This window comes from Pseudomonas sp. S49 (assembly GCF_009866785.1).
Classification (GTDB): Bacteria; Pseudomonadota; Gammaproteobacteria; order Pseudomonadales; family Pseudomonadaceae; genus Aquipseudomonas.
In genome coordinates this window covers 5,282,161-5,297,466 of sequence record NZ_CP019432.1, presented here as the reverse complement: position 1 = coordinate 5,297,466, position 15,306 = coordinate 5,282,161, and the positions used below count along the sequence as shown (strand labels likewise).

The window sequence follows — 15,306 nt, the reverse complement described above, 5'->3', positions numbered from 1 at the left end:
CAGGATGGCAGTGCAATTTGCAGCGGGAACGGAAGTCGCTCCGCAAGACCGCTTCGACTACTACTGGAATCAGCGCGGCGAATGGGTAGAAGAGCCCAACGTGCGCAGGGGTGGCGAAAGCGGTGTGCAACGTATCGTTGGACGCGACGGACAACTGCTGTACGCCAAGCGTCAGACGGGTCATATCTACCGCAGTTGGTTGCACCCGTTTGGCCGTCCTACGGTTTTGCGCGAGCTGGATGCGCTGACCGGCGTCAGCAAACTCGGGGTTCGCGTGCCGGAAATCGTTTTCTGCGGCGCCCAGCCTGATCCGCAACACAAATGGCGTGCGCTGCTGGTAACCAAGTCCCTGGACGGTTTTCAGGAACTGGAACACTGGCTGGCGGCTGCCGGTGGTCGTGATCAGTGTGGCGACGTGGTTTATGAGCGGGTGCTCAAAGACCTCGCCGAAAATCTCGCGCGCATGCACAAAGGCCGGTGGCAGCACAGCTGCATCTACATCAAGCACGTATTTGTGCGGGTGACAGGCGAAGGCGAGTCGGCCAAGGTCGAGGTTGCCTTGATTGATCTGGAGAAATGCCGCCAGCGTCTGACCGCCTATCGCGCCGCCTCCCATGACATGAAGCAATTGCGTCGCCATTCGTCGTTCCGCGACGCGGACTGGAAGAAACTCGTCTATTTTTATGAGACGGCGTTTGGCAGCGCTATCAAAGGTTTATAGCGATGAAACTAGAAATTGCACGAGGTTTGTTTTTGGTTGGAGCCTTGGCAGTTGCTTCATTGGCGGTGGCTGCCTGGGAGCAGCCTCGCATGCAGGTGATAGGCGCGTCCGTGGACGACGCCCACTGCGCAGTCCCACGGGTGGCAAAAGCCTCCGTGGCGACCAAACCCGATCATGATCTGTTGCTGTTCATGTTCGGACTTTCTCAAGGGATGAGGCCGCAGAGTTGAAACGATTGAAGCCCATATAAAGGCCTCGCAGTTGCGAGGCCTTTTTTTATGCCAGGAATTCGGGTCTGGCCCCTTGTGGGAGCGAGCCTGCTCGCGAAAGCGGTATGTCAGGCACCACAAGTATTAACTGACAGACCGCCTTCGCGAGCAGGCTCGCTCCCACAGGGTACGGCAATTATTTGAGGTCGGGTTTCGCCAGCAGGGTGTAAACGCATGGCAGGACAAACAGCGTAAACAACGTGCCGATCGACATTCCCGTGGCAATCACCATGCCGATATCAAAACGGCTGACGGCCCCCGCACCCGTGGCGAGAATCAACGGCACCATGCCAAACACCATCGCCGCTGTGGTCATCAGCACTGGCCGCAAACGAATCGCCGCCGCTTCCTCCACGGCTTCACGCGCCGTCAGGCCTTTGTCCTTGCGCAACTGGTTAGCGAACTCGACGATCAGAATCCCGTGTTTACTGATCAGACCGATCAGCGTCACCAGCCCGACCTGGGTGTAGATGTTCATGCTTGACCAGCCGAGGAACAGCGGAATCAAAGCCCCGCAGATCGACAACGGCACCGTCACCAGAATCACCAGCGGATCGCGGAAGCTCTCGAACTGCGCCGCCAGCACCAGAAAAATGATCGCCAAGGCCAGGGCAAACGTCACCCACAACGCGCTGCCCTCCTGAACGAACTGTCGCGAGGCGCCGCCATAGTCGAAGGCAAACCCGGCCGGCGCTTCTTCCCGGGCGATCTGCAACACGGTGTCGATGGCTTCGCCCATGCTCACCAACGGGAACCCGGAAATCTTCGCCGCGTTGAGTTGCTGGAACTGGTTGAGCTGGCGCGGTCGTGCGCGGTCACTGACCTTGATCAGCGTCGACAACGGCAACAATTCGCCCTGAGTGTTTTTCACGTAGTAGTTGTTCAGCCAGTCCGGGTTGTCGCGGTACGGCCGTTCGACTTGAGCGATGACCTTGTAGCTGCGGCCTTCGATGGTGAAGCGGTTGATTTCCGCCTCGCCGAGCAGCGTCGCCAGCGTGCTGCCCAGATCGAGCATCGACACGCCCATCTGCGCCGCTTTGGCGCGGTCGATATCGACGACTACTTCAGGTTTGTCGAATGCCAGATCGAGATCGACGAAGGCGAACTTGCCCGACTCCATGGCGCGCTTCTTGATCCGGTCGGCGACTTGCAACAACACCTCGTAGTCGTTGGCGGTGTTGACCACGAACTCGAACGGCAAGCCTTCACCGGTGCCGGGCAAGGAGGGCAGGTTGAAGCCGAAAATCTGCAGGCCCGGAATGCCTTCGAGTTTGCCTTGCACCTCGGGGAGGATCTGCATTTGTGTGCGGCTGCGCTCGTTCCATGGTTTGAGCAGGAAACCACCGATGCCCGCCTGCACACCGCTGTAGCCGTTGATCTGGAACGAGGAGTAGTACTCCGGGAACTCCTTGAAGATCTTGATGAATTCGTCGGTGTAGGTGCTCAGGTAATCGAGGTTGGTCGGCTGCGGCGCGTTGGCCATCATGAAAATGATGCCTTGGTCTTCGTCCGGGGCCAGTTCCGATTTGGTGAACTTGAGGAACACCGGGATCAGGCACAACACGATCACGGCGAACACCAGCACCACTGGCCGCGTGTTCAGCGTGCCATGGAGCATGCTCTGATAGCGGCGCTTGAGACCTTCGAAGATGCGGTCGAGGCGGTGCGCCAGGCCGCTGGGGTTTTCCTCGTGGCGCAGCAGAAACGCGCACATCATCGGCGACAGGGTCAGGGCGACGATTCCGGAAATCACCACCGCACCGGCGAGGGTCAGGGCAAACTCCTTGAACAGCGCCCCGGTCAGCCCGGTGAGGAAACCGATCGGCGCGTACACCGCCGCCAGGGTGATGGTCATCGACACCACCGGCATGGCGATTTCCCGTGCGCCTTCCAGCGCCGCATCAAACGGCGTCTTGCCTTCCTCGATGTGTCGATGAATGTTTTCCACTACGACAATCGCGTCGTCGACCACCAGACCGATGGCCAGCACCATCGCCAGCAGCGTCAGCAGGTTCATCGAGTAGCCCATCATCTGCATGAAGAACATCACGCCGATCATCGACAGCGGGATGGTCACCACCGGGATCACCACCGAACGCAGCGCGCCGAGGAACAGGAACACCACAACGATGACGATCAGCACCGCTTCGAACAGGGTTTTCACCACTTCATCGATCGAGGCCTGAATAAACAGTGTGGCATCGTAGGCGATCTCGCTTTTCAGGTTCGGCGGCAGTTGCGCTTCCAGCTCGGGCATCAGCTTGCGCACTTCCTTGATCACGTCCAGCGGGTTGGCGCCGGGGGTGGCCTTGATGCCGATGTACACCGACGGCGTGCCGCCAAACGAGCTGATCGAGTCGTAGTTTTCCGCGCCCATTTCCACCCGCGCGACATCGCTGAGCAGCACGCGGCTGTCACCACTGACCTTGAGCGGAATCGCCGCGAAGGCTTCAGCGGATTTCAGTTCGGTGTTGGCGTTGATGCTGGTGACCACGTACTCGCCTTTCACTTCGCCGGCAGCGGAGAGGAAGTTGTACTGGCGCACCGCATTGGTCACGTCGGCGGCACTGAGGCCGAAACCGGCAAGTTTCACCGGGTCGAGCCACAGGCGCATGGCGAACACCTGATTGCCGAGAATCTCCGCTTCGGCCATGCCCGGCAGCGTTGCCAGTTTTGGCTGGATCACCCGTGACAGGTAATCGGTGATCTGCGGGTTGCTCAAATCCTTGCTGAAGAAGCTGATGTACATCAGTGCCGAGGCATCGGCCGATTCCTTGCTCAGCACCGGGTCTTCGGCGTCCTGCGGCAGCTTGTTCTTCACCTCGTTGGCCTTGGCCAGCAGCTCGGTGAACAAACGGTCGGTGTTCGAGCCGATGCGCGCATAGATCGAGATCACCGAGAAGTTCTGCCGGCTGACCGAGGTCATGTAGTCGATGCCCTCGGCGCTGGCCAGACTCTGCTGCATCGGCTGGGTGATGTAACCCTGAATGGTTTCGGCGTTGGCCCCGGGGTAAGCGGTGGTCACCGTGATCAGGGCGTTTTCCATTTGCGGGTATTGGCGCAGCGGCAACTTGCTCCAGGCCTGAAAGCCGAGCAACACAATCAACAGGCTGACCACAGTGGCAAGCACCGGGCGGCGGATGAACGGATCAGTAAAAGCCATGGGGATTCCTTGATCAGTCGGCGCGAGGCGGACTGTTCTGCTCGCCGAGGGTCTTGTCGTCGCTGATGGCGATGTGGGCGCCGTTGTCCAGTTTGATCTGGCCGGCCGTCACCACTTGTTCGCCGCTCTGCACGCCCTTGTTGATCATCACCAGGCCATCGCGGCGTTCACCGGTTTCGATGAAGCGACGTTCGGCGATCAGTACGGGTTGGCCCTTGTCATCCTTTTCGACGCTGCCATCTTCGGCTTTCTTCTGCCCGACCACGTAGATCGAGTTGCCGTAGAGGGTGTAGGTGATTGCGCTTTCCGGTACGACGATGTGTTTTTGCGGATCGGGCAGCAGCACTTCAAGGCTGGCGAACATGCCCGGCAGCAGTTTGCCGTCGGGGTTGGCCAGGGTGGCTCGAATCAGAATGTTGCGCGTGGTGCTTTCGACGATCGGGTTGATCGCGCTGATCTTGCCAGCGAAGGTTTGCTTGGGATACGCGGCGACGGTGATCTGCACCGGCTGACCGATGGCCAGCTTCGGCACTGATTGCTCAGGCAGGTAGAAGTCGGCGTAGAGGCTGCTCAAATCCTGCAGCGTGGCGATTTTGCTGCCGCTGGCCAGATAGTCGCCGACGTCGACCTGACGGATGCCGATGGTGCCGCTGAACGGCGCGAGAATGCGTTTTTTCGCCAGCGAAGCGTTGAGCTGATTGACCGTGGCTTTGTTCTTTTGCAGAACGGCGGAGAGGCGGTCGTATTCGCCTTTGGAAATGGCGCGGCTGTCGACCAGTTGGCTGCCACGGCCGAAGTCCAGTTGCGCCAGACCGAGATCAGCCTTGGCGGTTTCCAGCAGGGCGGTCTCGACGGCGCTGTCGAGTTGCAGCAAAGGTTGCCCGGCCTTGACCTTCTGTCCGGATTCGAATTTGAGCTCGATGACGGTGCCGGCGACTTCCAGGCTCAACTCGACACCTTGTAGCGCCTTGAGCGTGCCGACGGTGGGCAAGCGCAGCTGCCACGGTTGTTCGGTCGCGTTGGCCACGGCGACGCTGATCGGCGGTTTCGGCTTGGAAAAGCCCTGGATCATCGTGTAGATCGAAAAGGCTTTGTACCCGCCCAGCACCAGGACGATCAACAAAACAACACCCAACATGATCAGCATGCGGCGACGCAGCATATTTCCAGTTCCTTGGAGAAATCAGGTGAGACAGGCGGGAACATTACTCCGAGTAGAGGGGGGATTCCAACTGGCAGTTCTTACAGGGGGGCGCAAAAAGATCGCAGCCTGCGGCAGCTCCTACAGGGGAGTGCATTCCAATGTAGGAGCTGCCGCAGGCTGCGATCTTTTAAGGCTGTTTTACGCCATCAAGTGAAGATGGTTGTCCCAGAGCCCCGCCGGCAATTCCAGCGGCTTGGCCAACAGCTCATCCTGGCGGCAATCGTAGTAACGGCAACGGCCTTGGCCGGAGGTCACGACAAAACCGTCCTTCACCGCACCGACGCCAGCGCAATCAGGCAATGGTGCATCGAGGCGCACTTCGCCGCTGTCCAGATCCCAGATGAAGAAGCGATTGCCGCGTGGTGCCGTCAGCGCGACCAGACGCAATTCACTGTGCACCGCGACGCTGGCGGTGTAGTGACCCATCGACTGCAACTGATGCTCCGGTACCGGAAACGCCACGAACGGCTGCCCCGGACGCTTGATCGCCAACAGCTCCGAGCGCTCATGCGAGGCGCCCATGAACTGCTGACCGGCAACGATGGTGCCGTCGCTGGCGATGCCCAGATGGCGCACGCTGTTCATCTGCTGGGCGAGGGTTTCCTTGCTCAGCAGCGTACCGTCACGCTGCATCAAGACCAGGCTCGGCTCCATGGCGTTGAGGTTCATATCGACGCGGCTTTCCGCCTCGGTACGAATCCCGCCATTGGCCACCACCAGCGTCTCGCCATCGGGCATCCATGACACCTGATGCGGGCCGAGGCCGTGGGTGGAAATCTCGCCGCTGTGCACCAGTCGCGCGCCTTCGAACTTGTACACGCCGAGCAAGCCGCGACCGGGATCGGTGGTGTCGTTCTCGGTGGCGTACAGGTATTCGCCGTCCTTGTGCACCACGGCGTGCCCGTAGAAATGCCGGTTCGGCTGCGACGTCACGGTCTGCAGCAACGTGCCGTCGCGCAGGTCGATCAGGTAACTCTCGGTGCCCGGACGACGGGCGACGAACAGCGCGATTGGCTGCGTCGGGTGGTTGATGATGTCGTGGCAACGCTGGCCGACTTCGGTGGCGAACACCCGCGTGCCATCCAGCCGATAGCCGACGGCATAATGCTTGCCGTCAGTGTCGTCGCGCGCCGACAGCAACAGCGGGCTCTGATCCTTGCGTTTGAACAGCGTCCAGCCGCCCAGCGTCACTGCTCCCAGCAGCGTACTAGCTAAAGTCAGAACCTGACGTCGCAGCATGGCACTTGCCCTCATCAGTCACCGTCGTTGGCGTTGAAGCCCAGTTGAATGCCCAGCGCCTTGGCCAGTTCGCCTTCGTGCAGGCGATGGACGACGTTGAGGCTGTCGTAGATATCGTTCAGTTGCTGACGACCGGCGTCGTCTTCAAGCATTTCGCCGAGCGAACGCTGGGTGCTGTCGAACAGTTTCAGCGACGCGGCATAAGCGGCATCGATCTTGTCGGCCAGTGGCTTTTGCTCAGCGGGCAACAGACCGCGCAGGCCTTTGTTGTCGACGCCTTCCCACACGGTTTTCGCCGCCGCGAGGCTGGCTTCAAGTGCGGTCAGCGAAGACTGGCTGCGCCATGCATCGGCCTGGAACGGCTGTGGCACGCCCTTGCTCTGGCGGCCCATTGGCGTGCCGAGTTTTTTCTTCAGGGTGTCCAGCGCGGTGACTTGTACGCGCAGCAGATCGGCGATCGCTTCGTGGGAGTCGGCGTAACGCTGGTTCGGGAACTTGGTCATCTGCGCGAGCATGCCGTCGGTGTTGTTCCAGTTCTGCAGAATCTCTTCGGCCAGTTGCTTCTGACGCTCGCCGATGGCGATCAGCAGTGGGCAGTACTTGGCTTTCTGTTCGGCATTGGCCACGTCAGGCTTGGCGTCGAACAGGATGTATTCATAGGCCGACAGGCCTTGCACGACCACACTGGATTTGGCCAAAGCGGCGGCATCGATCTGCGGCTGGGCGACCACCAGTTGCTCGACCTGACGGCCAACGAGGTTCTTCTTGTCCGGCCAGAACTGCACCTGCCACGAACGGTTGCCCTCGGCCAACGGGCCGATCAGCAGCGGTTGCAGCTCAGCCCAGGCTTTCTGTGCGTGGAGGAAGTCGGCACGGGCGGTTTCCAGGGTTTCTTTGCCCTGGCAGTAGGCGAGGGCGCTGACCGCCAGTTGCTTGTCGGCTTCGACCCAACGAGTGTAGGTCGGCAGGATCACCGATTTGGCGATGGCCGCCGAGGTGACCGCTTGCGGATCCTGCGGCGAGCAGGCGCCGAGGGCAAGGGCGGCAAGGCTGGTGAACAGTAGCTTGGGACGGAACATGTCGGGCTCCCGATTCTTTTATCAGTGTTTAAAGTGAGTTCAAAAACGCCAGCAGCGCGGCACGCTGCTCGGCATTGAATGACAAAACCTGTTGCTGCGCGGCTTGCGCTTCGCCGCCGTGCCAGAGCACGGCCTCGAGCAGATTGCGCGCGCGACCGTCATGCAAAAACTGTGTGTGCCCGCTGACCGCTTGCGTCAGGCCAATCCCCCACAACGGCGGGGTGCGCCAGTCGCGGCCGGAGGCCTGGAATTCCGTGCGGTGGTCGGCCAGACCGTCGCCCATGTCGTGCAGCAGCAGATCGCTGTACGGGCGAATCACTTGATTGGCCAGTTCAGGTTCGGCCGCGTTGGCGGCGGTGGTGTATTTCGGCGTGTGGCACGAATCGCAGCCAGCCTGGAAAAACAGATTCTTGCCGGCGATGACGTCTGCATCGTTAACGCCACGGCGTGCAGGCACGGCAAGGTTGCGGCTATAGAACAACACCAGACGCAGGATGTTGTCGCTGACTTCCGGTTCGCCGTTCGGGCCATTGCCGTTCGGCGCCTGTTTGCAGGCGGTCTGTGCATCGCTGCAGTCATCGAAGGGTCGCAGACTGGTCGTAAGACCCATATCACCGGAAAACGCGTGAACATTTTGTTGATTGAGGTTCGGTTGCCCGGCTTTCCAGCCAAATCTGCCCATGACGGTTTTTTGCAACGCGTCATCCCAGACCTGATTGGGACGGCCATTGATACCGTTTTTCTCTTTTGCCTGAGCGGCGGCGTTGGCGAGGATGACTTCTTCGGGGATCGCTTCGAGCAGGCCCAGGCCAATCATCGGCGGCGCGACGCGGGCGGAAAAACGCGTGTCCGGGTGCATCGGGCCGTAGCCCAGTTGAGTGATCTGCAAGACAGGTTTGCGCAATTCGACTTCGGTGCCGTCCTTGAAGCGAATCGGCACTGGCGTGTAATCGACGCGAACCTTGCCTTCCGGGACGACGCCGGGCACGGCCATGTCCTGGAACTGGCCGCCGTACACCGGCTCCGGTACCACGCCGACTTGCTCGATGACTTTGGCGAATTCCGGCGTGTCGGGAATCGACAGGCGCACAAGCATAGACACAGCGTTAGGTGCATCCGGTGGCGGCGGATGACCGCGACCGTCCTTGATATGGCAGCCCTGACAGGCATTGGTATTGAACAGTGGCCCAAGACCATCGCGGGCGGTGGTGGTCGACGGCGCAATCACCCAGGGGCTGCGGAAGAAGCTGTTGCCGACGCTGAAATCCACCCGTCGCGATGGCGGCAGGTTGGCCGAGGGCAGAGAGAACGCATTCTGATCGGTCTTGCGCACGGTCGCTGCACCACCGGAACGTGCTTCACCAGGCTCGGCCTTGGTGAAACGCGGGGCGTCATCGCAGGCACTCAGGCCCAGGGCCAGCAACAGTGCGGACAAGCGAAGAGGCAGCGAAGGCATCAGACATCCTGCGGACGGGCAAAAATAAAGGCGCAAAGTCTAACAGGGCCGGGGTGATTGAATAAGAGGAATTATCGTTTGCTTGATATCGCGCAAGCCTTGAACACCATGGAAACCCTGTGGGAGCGAGCCTGCTCGCGAAAGCGGTATCCGACGCGCTGAAAATGTGGCGGCCGATACAGCCTTCGCGAGCAGGCTCGCTCCCACAGGGATGGGTGGTGTACCTGATATCGAACACACCATGGAGCAGGGTTTTGTGTAGGGCAGGTATGAAAAAGGCGACCCGAAGGTCGCCTTTTTTTGACGCAGACGCAGTTGATCAGAACTCGTGATCAGCGTTGTCCGGGTTCAGGTCGCTGATGCCCAGTTTGCCGGCCGCGGCTTCGATCGAACCGGTCTGCTTGACCAAGGACGCGATCGCGTCGCGAACGATCTGGTTGCCAGCGGTGTTGCCGGCGGCGATCAGCTGGTCGTAGTGCTCACCCTTGTTGGCGTGATCGACCATGACCTGGATTTTCGCTTCGGTGGCCGCCAGATCGGCTTTCAGCGCGGTGTCGGCAGCCGGGTCGGCCTTGGCTACCAACGACGACAGGCTGGCGCCGGTCATCTTGGTGCCGTCAACGCGGGTGTACTCGCCCAGGTAAACGTTACGAATGCCTTTGGCATCGTAGAAGTGCGAGTTGTGCGTGTTGTCGCTGAAGCAGTCCTGCTCGTCTTCTGGGGAGTTGGCTTCCAGAGAAACCTTCATGCGCTCGCCCGCCAGTTCACCCAGGGACAGGCTGCCCATGCCGAAGAGCATTTTGCGCAGACCGGTTTCGCCCGGCTCGGCTTCCAGGGTGGCGCGGTAGTTGTCAGCCACGTTTGGCTTCCAGTTGGCGACCATTTCTTCCAGATCGCTGACCAGCAGTTGAGTCACCGACTTCAGGTAGGCACGACGACGATCGTTGTGACCGCCAGTAGCGCCGGCGCCTTCCAGGTAGTCCGAAGCCGGACGGTTGCCAGCGCCAGGGCCGGTACCGTTGAGATCCTGGCCCCAGAGCAGGAATTCGATGGCGTGGTAGCCGGTGGCAACGTTGGCTTCGGAGCCGCCCAGCTCGTTGAGGCTGGCGAGTTTTTCCGCGGTGATGTCTTTGACGTCGACCTTGTCTTCGCCGACCTGAACTTCGGTGTTGGCGATGATGTTGGCGGTGGCGCCCGGGTTACCCAGTGCGTGCTCGTAGGATTTGTCGACGTAGTCGATCAGACCCTCGTCCAGCGGCCAGGCGTTAACCTGACCTTCCCAATCGTCGATGATGGTGTTGCCGAAGCGGAACACTTCACTCTGCAGGTACGGAACGCGCGCGGCGACCCAGGCAGCCTTGGCGGCTTTGAGGGTGTCGGCGTTCGGCTTGGCGAGGAACGCGTCGACGGCGGTTTGCAGGGTTTTCGCGGTGGATTCGGCATCGCTGTAAACGGCGAAGACCATGTCGGCGTAGTGCGCGACCACAGCCTTGGCGGCGGCTTCGTCGACTTTACCGGCGGCGGCCGGCGCAGCCGCAGGTGCGGTGGTGCTTGCGGCTGGAGTCGGTGCGGCCGGTGCGGCAGCCTTGTCTTTACCTTCGCCGCAACCGGCGAGGGAAATAGCGATGGCCAGCAGACTGGCGGTAGCCAGAGGCATACGAATCATGGCGAACATCCTGCTTCGATAGTTGAGTGGACTCGCGCTGGGGGTGCGCAAAACTGCGACATAATGCAAATCTTTCGCATTATGTGTAAAGGGTTGTGGCTGGAAATATTTCTTATTTACGCAGATCAAAAGATCGCAGCCTTCGGCAGCTCCTACAGGGGGAACGCATTCCAAATATAGGAGCTGCCGCAGGCTGCGATCTTTTGATCTTCTAGAGAATGGCCGCGTTACTGCGTTGTGCCTGTTTGAGATAGGCGCCCAGCTCGCGCGCCGGCAGCGGTTTGCTGTAGTGATAACCCTGACCTTCGTGGCAGCCTTCGGAGATGATGTACGTCTCCTGCTCAGCCGTTTCCACGCCCTCGGCAATCACCTGCATGCCGAGACTCTTGCCCAACTGAATGATCGCGCGAACGATGGTCGCATCGTCGTCGTCATCGAGCAGATCCTGCACGAAGCTCTTGTCGATCTTGATCTTGTCCAGCGGCAGGCTTTTCAGATAACTCAGCGATGAATAGCCGGTTCCGAAGTCGTCGATGGCAATCAACGCGCCGGAACGGCGCAGGCTCAACAAGTGTTGCGCGGCAGTGCTGATGTCTTCCATCAGGCCGGTTTCGGTGACTTCCAGTTCCAGGCTGCGCGGTGGCAGGCGATACATCTGCAACAGGTTGTTGACCACGCGCGGCAACTCGGCGTGGTGCAGTTGCACGGTGGACAGGTTGACCGCCATGCGCAGGTCGGCGAAACCCATATCGTGCCATTCGCGCAGTTGTTTGCAGGCCTGATCGAGCACCCATTCGCCGATGGCGATGATTGTGCCGTTCTGCTCGGCCAGCGGAATGAACAGGTCTGGAGGCACCAGACCGTGTTCCGGGTGTTGCCAGCGAATCAGCGCCTCGACCCCGACCACGCGGTGATCGCGATAGCTGATCTGCGGCTGATAGACGAGGTAGAACTGGTCGCGCAACAGTGCATCGCGCAGGTCTTTTTCCAGTTCGCGACGACGACGCATCTCGCTGTCGACGCTGGCGATATAGAACTGATAGCGGTTGCGCGAGCGGGTCTTGGCCAGGGTCATGGTCTGCTCGGCTTTCTGCAACAGCTTCTCGGTACTGTCGCCATCCTCCGGGAACAGGGTGATGCCGATAGTCGCGCGCAGGCGGATTTCCTGGTGATCGAGGGCGAACGCCGCTTCCAGATCATCGAGAATGCTTTGCGCCAGCTCTGCCGCTTCATAAGGCTGTTCGATGTCTGCCTGCACCAGCGCGAACTGGTCGCCGCCCAAGCGGGCGAGGGCGCCGAGGCGGCCGCTATGGGCACGCAGACGATCAGCCAGGGCCAACAGTAATTGGTCGCCGGTCTGGTAGCTGAACTGCTCGTTGATGCCTTTGAAATCGTCCAGCCCAACGCACAACACCGCGACCCGGCGTTGCAGCTTGCCCGCGTCGACCAGAATCTTGTCCAGTTGCTGCTGCAATTGCTGGCGATTCGGCAGGCCGGTGAGGAAGTCGTATTGGGCCATTCGCAACAAGCTGTTTTCGGCTTCGTGGCGCAGATGGGTGTTGCGTTCGATCGACTCAAGCAACTGGTTGGCGGTGTTGATCCAGATGCCCAGTTCGTTTTTCTCGTGGCCCTTGAGCTGCGGAATCTTGTGCTCGCTGGGGCGATCCGGGTTGATCTCGGTGAGGTGTTCGATGATCCGCGACAACGGTTTGGTCAGCAGCCAGTGATAAACCAGATACAGCACCAGGCCCATGGCCAGAGCACGCAACACACCGGAAATGAAGATGATCACCGAACTGACGATAAAGCCCTCGCCATAGGTGGCGGTGTCGAGGGTGATGCTCAGGTCACCGTAATACTCGCTGTACGGGCCGCGCCCCACCAATTGGGTGGTGAAGGTGCGTTCCTGGCCGAGAATCAGATCGGTCAGCCAGCGGCTGCTGGAATGCTGCAGGTCGCGGGATTTCTGCGCGAGCATGGCTTCGTTGGGATGGCCGATGGAGGCCTGACGCACGGCATCATCCTGGAACAGGCCTTCGATTACCTGCATGCCCATTTCCCGATCGAGGCTGTAAACGGCCTGGGTCGAAGGATCACGGAACATGTCGAGGATGCGTTCGGCGTCGCCGGCAACCGCCTGACGGGTTTTATAGGCATCGAACACAATCTGCGCGCAGCTCAAGACTACGCCGACGATCAATGCCGACAGGAGCACGACCCGGAGCAACTTCACCGACAAGCTGTTCTTGAGTTCCAGCTTCAAAGGGTTATTCCTTGTTCCGTGCGGGTAGCGTCAAGTTGCCACGAGTATTGGCAATCCCGTGTTGGCAGTCAAAGGGACAATCAGGCCCGGGACGATTTGCCCGTGGCCTTGGCCGAAATGCTGCTGTCTGGAGTATTAGCCCTATTTGTACTATGTCGGTAGTTTCGACCTTCAACTTGAGCGGTTCGCAGCATTTTTTCCGCTGTTTTGATGTTAGCCCCCTGTGGCATGGCGGCAAGCAGCGACAGACAGCTTTCATTGTGAGAAAAACGCTATTGATCGTTCCCACGCTCCGCGTGGGAATGCCTCCAGGGAGGCTCTGTGTCCAGTGACGCGGAGCGTCACGGGCTGCATGCCCACGCGGAGCGTGGGAACGATCATCAAACGCCCATAAAAAAACCCGGCAAAAGCCGGGTTTTTTGACTGGCGCGCAGCTTAAGCGGTGAAGGTTTTGCCTTCGAACTGCTCAGCAACGAACTTCCAGTTGACCAGGTTCCAGAACGCTTCGACATACTTCGGACGAACGTTGCGGTAGTCGATGTAGTAAGCGTGTTCCCAGACGTCGCAGGTCAGCAGCGGGGTGTCGCCGCTGGTCAGCGGGTTGCCGGCGCCGATAGTGCTGGCCAGGGCCAGGGAACCGTCAGCCTTTTTCACCAGCCAGCCCCAGCCGGAACCGAAGGTGCCGATCGAGGTTTTGCTGAACTCTTCCTTGAACTTGTCGAACGAACCGAAGGCTGCGTTGATGGCTTCAGCCAGCGCGCCGGTTGGTTGACCACCGGCGTTTGGCGCCAGGCAGTTCCAGTAGAAAGTGTGGTTCCAGACCTGAGCGGCGTTGTTGAAGATACCGCCCGAGGAAGTCTTGACGATTTCTTCCAGGGTCTTGCCTTCGAACTCGGTGCCTGGCACCAGGTTGTTCAGGTTCACGACGTAGGTGTTGTGGTGCTTGTCGTGGTGGTATTCCAGGGTTTCCTTGGAAATGTGCGGCTGCAGGGCATCGTGTGCGTAAGGCAGCGGCGGCAATTCGAAAGCCATGATGATTCTCCTAATCAGGTCTGTTGCGGTGAGCGCAAGGCCGATCACGGGCGGCCAGAAATGCACCGGCGAGTTTTTACTCTTTGCGGCGCAGGGTTCGGATCATAGCACCGGGGTTGCGGCTTAACCACGCAACAACTGTGTGGGATAGAGGTTCCAGAGCTGTTTGGAATAAATCAGGACGCCAATATCAGTTGTGCGGCTACCGTAAACATCATCAGCGCTACAACCAGATCAAGGATCCGCCAGGTACTCGGCCGGGCCAACCATGGCGCCAGCCATGCCGCGCCTAGCGCAAGCGTGAAAAACCACAACAGAGAAGCACTCGCAGCCCCGACCACATAAGCCCCCGGCACCGATTGCTGCGCGCCGAGCGAGCCGATCAACAACACCGTATCCAGATAAACGTGCGGATTGAGCAGCGTCACCGCCAAGGCGCTGAGCATCACCGCCCGCAACGAACGTACGGTCTGATTCGCACCCTGATCCATGCTCTGTTTCGAACAGGCCCGGCGCAACGCCTGACTGCCGTACCAGATCAAGAAAGTCGCGCCACCCCAACGGGCAATTGCCAGCAGTGTCGGGTTCTGCGCCAGAATCGTCGCCAGCCCGAATACACCAGCCGCCACCAGCAGCGCATCGCAGACCACGCACAACGCCGCCACGGGCAAGTGGTGCTCACGACGCAAGCTCTGCGCCAAGACAAACGCGTTCTGCGTGCCGATCGCCATGATCAGCCCGAACGCCACCAGCAAGCCGTTCACATAGCTTTGCCACATAAGATCTACTCCGCGTTGGCTGCGAGATCGCGCAGCACTTGCATGGCGCGTTCGGCGTCGGCCTGACCGACGAACAAATGGTCGTGGTAATAGCCGGCAATCACGTTGCAACTGATCCCGGCCTTGCCCAATGCCGTGGCGAAGGCGGCGGTGAGGCCCACCGCTTCCAGTGCCGAATGCACGTTGAGGGTGATCCACGCGGCGACATAGTCGAAACTGAAGCCGGCCTGTTCGGCGTGGGAACGTTCGAGAATTACCGTCAGACCTTCCTGCTCGCGGAAGCTGCCGACAATCTCCAGACCGCTCGGCAACACACCGTCGGGCAGGGTGCAGAACACGTATTCGCCGGCGTTGAGTTGCGGGCTCATGCTGCGCAACAAAGTCGTGAGTGAAGTTTCGCCAGCCATAAGTGTGTTCCTTGAGAAAGAGTGCTTG

The 15,306-nt window shown here is 60.0% G+C and carries 12 protein-coding genes; 2 read left to right on the top strand and 10 right to left on the bottom strand.

The window, feature by feature from the left end; all coding sequences use genetic code 11:
* Window positions 1-4: 4 nt before the first annotated feature.
* Both PspS49_RS23285 and PspS49_RS23280 read left to right on the top strand, forming a co-directional pair.
* A complete protein-coding gene (locus PspS49_RS23285; protein WP_127929582.1) occupies window positions 5-721 on the top strand; it encodes a lipopolysaccharide kinase InaA family protein in 717 nt (238 codons plus the stop codon).
* A gap of 2 nt (window positions 722-723) precedes the next feature.
* Complete coding sequence (locus tag PspS49_RS23280; RefSeq protein ID WP_127929581.1) at window positions 724-951, top strand: hypothetical protein; 228 nt, start codon at window positions 724-726, stop codon at window positions 949-951.
* A gap of 175 nt (window positions 952-1,126) precedes the next feature.
* Here PspS49_RS23280 and PspS49_RS23275 read toward each other — a convergent pair whose 3' ends face one another.
* The 10 genes from PspS49_RS23275 to PspS49_RS23230 all read right to left on the bottom strand — a co-directional run bounded on the left by PspS49_RS23275 (window position 1,127) and on the right by PspS49_RS23230 (window position 15,278).
* Window positions 1,127-4,153, bottom strand: coding sequence for a multidrug efflux RND transporter permease subunit (locus PspS49_RS23275; RefSeq protein ID WP_150750398.1), 3,027 nt, complete (start codon window positions 4,151-4,153; stop codon window positions 1,127-1,129).
* A gap of 13 nt (window positions 4,154-4,166) precedes the next feature.
* Window positions 4,167-5,315: an efflux RND transporter periplasmic adaptor subunit gene (locus tag PspS49_RS23270; protein ID WP_160041637.1), complete on the bottom strand. Its 1,149-nt coding sequence runs from the start codon at window positions 5,313-5,315 to the stop codon at window positions 4,167-4,169.
* 180 nt (window positions 5,316-5,495) lie between these two features.
* Window positions 5,496-6,596, bottom strand: coding sequence for a DUF1513 domain-containing protein (locus PspS49_RS23265; RefSeq protein WP_160041635.1), 1,101 nt, complete (start codon window positions 6,594-6,596; stop codon window positions 5,496-5,498).
* Between the two features lie 14 nt (window positions 6,597-6,610).
* The gene (locus PspS49_RS23260; RefSeq protein ID WP_007916589.1) at window positions 6,611-7,675 is read right to left on the bottom strand and encodes an imelysin family protein; all 1,065 of its coding nucleotides are present in this window, start codon (window positions 7,673-7,675) and stop codon (window positions 6,611-6,613) included.
* Between the two features lie 28 nt (window positions 7,676-7,703).
* The gene (locus PspS49_RS23255) at window positions 7,704-9,131 is read right to left on the bottom strand and encodes a di-heme oxidoredictase family protein (RefSeq protein WP_160041633.1); all 1,428 of its coding nucleotides are present in this window, start codon (window positions 9,129-9,131) and stop codon (window positions 7,704-7,706) included.
* 319 nt (window positions 9,132-9,450) lie between these two features.
* Complete coding sequence (locus PspS49_RS23250) at window positions 9,451-10,797, bottom strand: imelysin family protein (RefSeq protein ID WP_160041631.1); 1,347 nt, start codon at window positions 10,795-10,797, stop codon at window positions 9,451-9,453.
* Window positions 10,798-11,008: 211 nt separating this feature from the next.
* Window positions 11,009-13,060 carry a bifunctional diguanylate cyclase/phosphodiesterase gene (locus tag PspS49_RS23245; protein WP_127929574.1) on the bottom strand — a complete coding sequence of 684 codons (2,052 nt, stop codon included), beginning with the start codon at window positions 13,058-13,060 and terminating at the stop codon, window positions 11,009-11,011.
* Between the two features lie 435 nt (window positions 13,061-13,495).
* On the bottom strand, window positions 13,496-14,092 hold the full coding sequence (locus tag PspS49_RS23240) for a Fe-Mn family superoxide dismutase (protein WP_007918933.1): 597 nt from the start codon (window positions 14,090-14,092) through the stop codon (window positions 13,496-13,498).
* Between the two features lie 176 nt (window positions 14,093-14,268).
* Window positions 14,269-14,871, bottom strand: coding sequence for a LysE/ArgO family amino acid transporter (locus PspS49_RS23235; RefSeq protein ID WP_160041629.1), 603 nt, complete (start codon window positions 14,869-14,871; stop codon window positions 14,269-14,271).
* Between the two features lie 5 nt (window positions 14,872-14,876).
* On the bottom strand, window positions 14,877-15,278 hold the full coding sequence (locus PspS49_RS23230; protein WP_150750393.1) for an ACT domain-containing protein: 402 nt from the start codon (window positions 15,276-15,278) through the stop codon (window positions 14,877-14,879).
* Window positions 15,279-15,306 lie beyond the last annotated feature (28 nt).

Coding starts and splice junctions, on each gene's coding strand:
- PspS49_RS23235 (WP_160041629.1), bottom strand. CDS start 14,871: ATGTGGCAAAGCTATGTGAACGGCTTGCTGGTGGCGTTCGGGCTGATC.
- PspS49_RS23250 (WP_160041631.1), bottom strand. CDS start 10,797: ATGATTCGTATGCCTCTGGCTACCGCCAGTCTGCTGGCCATCGCTATT.
- PspS49_RS23285 (WP_127929582.1), top strand. CDS start 5: ATGGCAGTGCAATTTGCAGCGGGAACGGAAGTCGCTCCGCAAGACCGC.
- PspS49_RS23275 (WP_150750398.1), bottom strand. CDS start 4,153: ATGGCTTTTACTGATCCGTTCATCCGCCGCCCGGTGCTTGCCACTGTG.
- PspS49_RS23270 (WP_160041637.1), bottom strand. CDS start 5,315: ATGCTGCGTCGCCGCATGCTGATCATGTTGGGTGTTGTTTTGTTGATC.
- PspS49_RS23265 (WP_160041635.1), bottom strand. CDS start 6,596: ATGCTGCGACGTCAGGTTCTGACTTTAGCTAGTACGCTGCTGGGAGCA.
- PspS49_RS23255 (WP_160041633.1), bottom strand. CDS start 9,131: ATGCCTTCGCTGCCTCTTCGCTTGTCCGCACTGTTGCTGGCCCTGGGC.
- PspS49_RS23280 (WP_127929581.1), top strand. CDS start 724: ATGAAACTAGAAATTGCACGAGGTTTGTTTTTGGTTGGAGCCTTGGCA.
- PspS49_RS23230 (WP_150750393.1), bottom strand. CDS start 15,278: ATGGCTGGCGAAACTTCACTCACGACTTTGTTGCGCAGCATGAGCCCG.
- PspS49_RS23240 (WP_007918933.1), bottom strand. CDS start 14,092: ATGGCTTTCGAATTGCCGCCGCTGCCTTACGCACACGATGCCCTGCAG.
- PspS49_RS23260 (WP_007916589.1), bottom strand. CDS start 7,675: ATGTTCCGTCCCAAGCTACTGTTCACCAGCCTTGCCGCCCTTGCCCTC.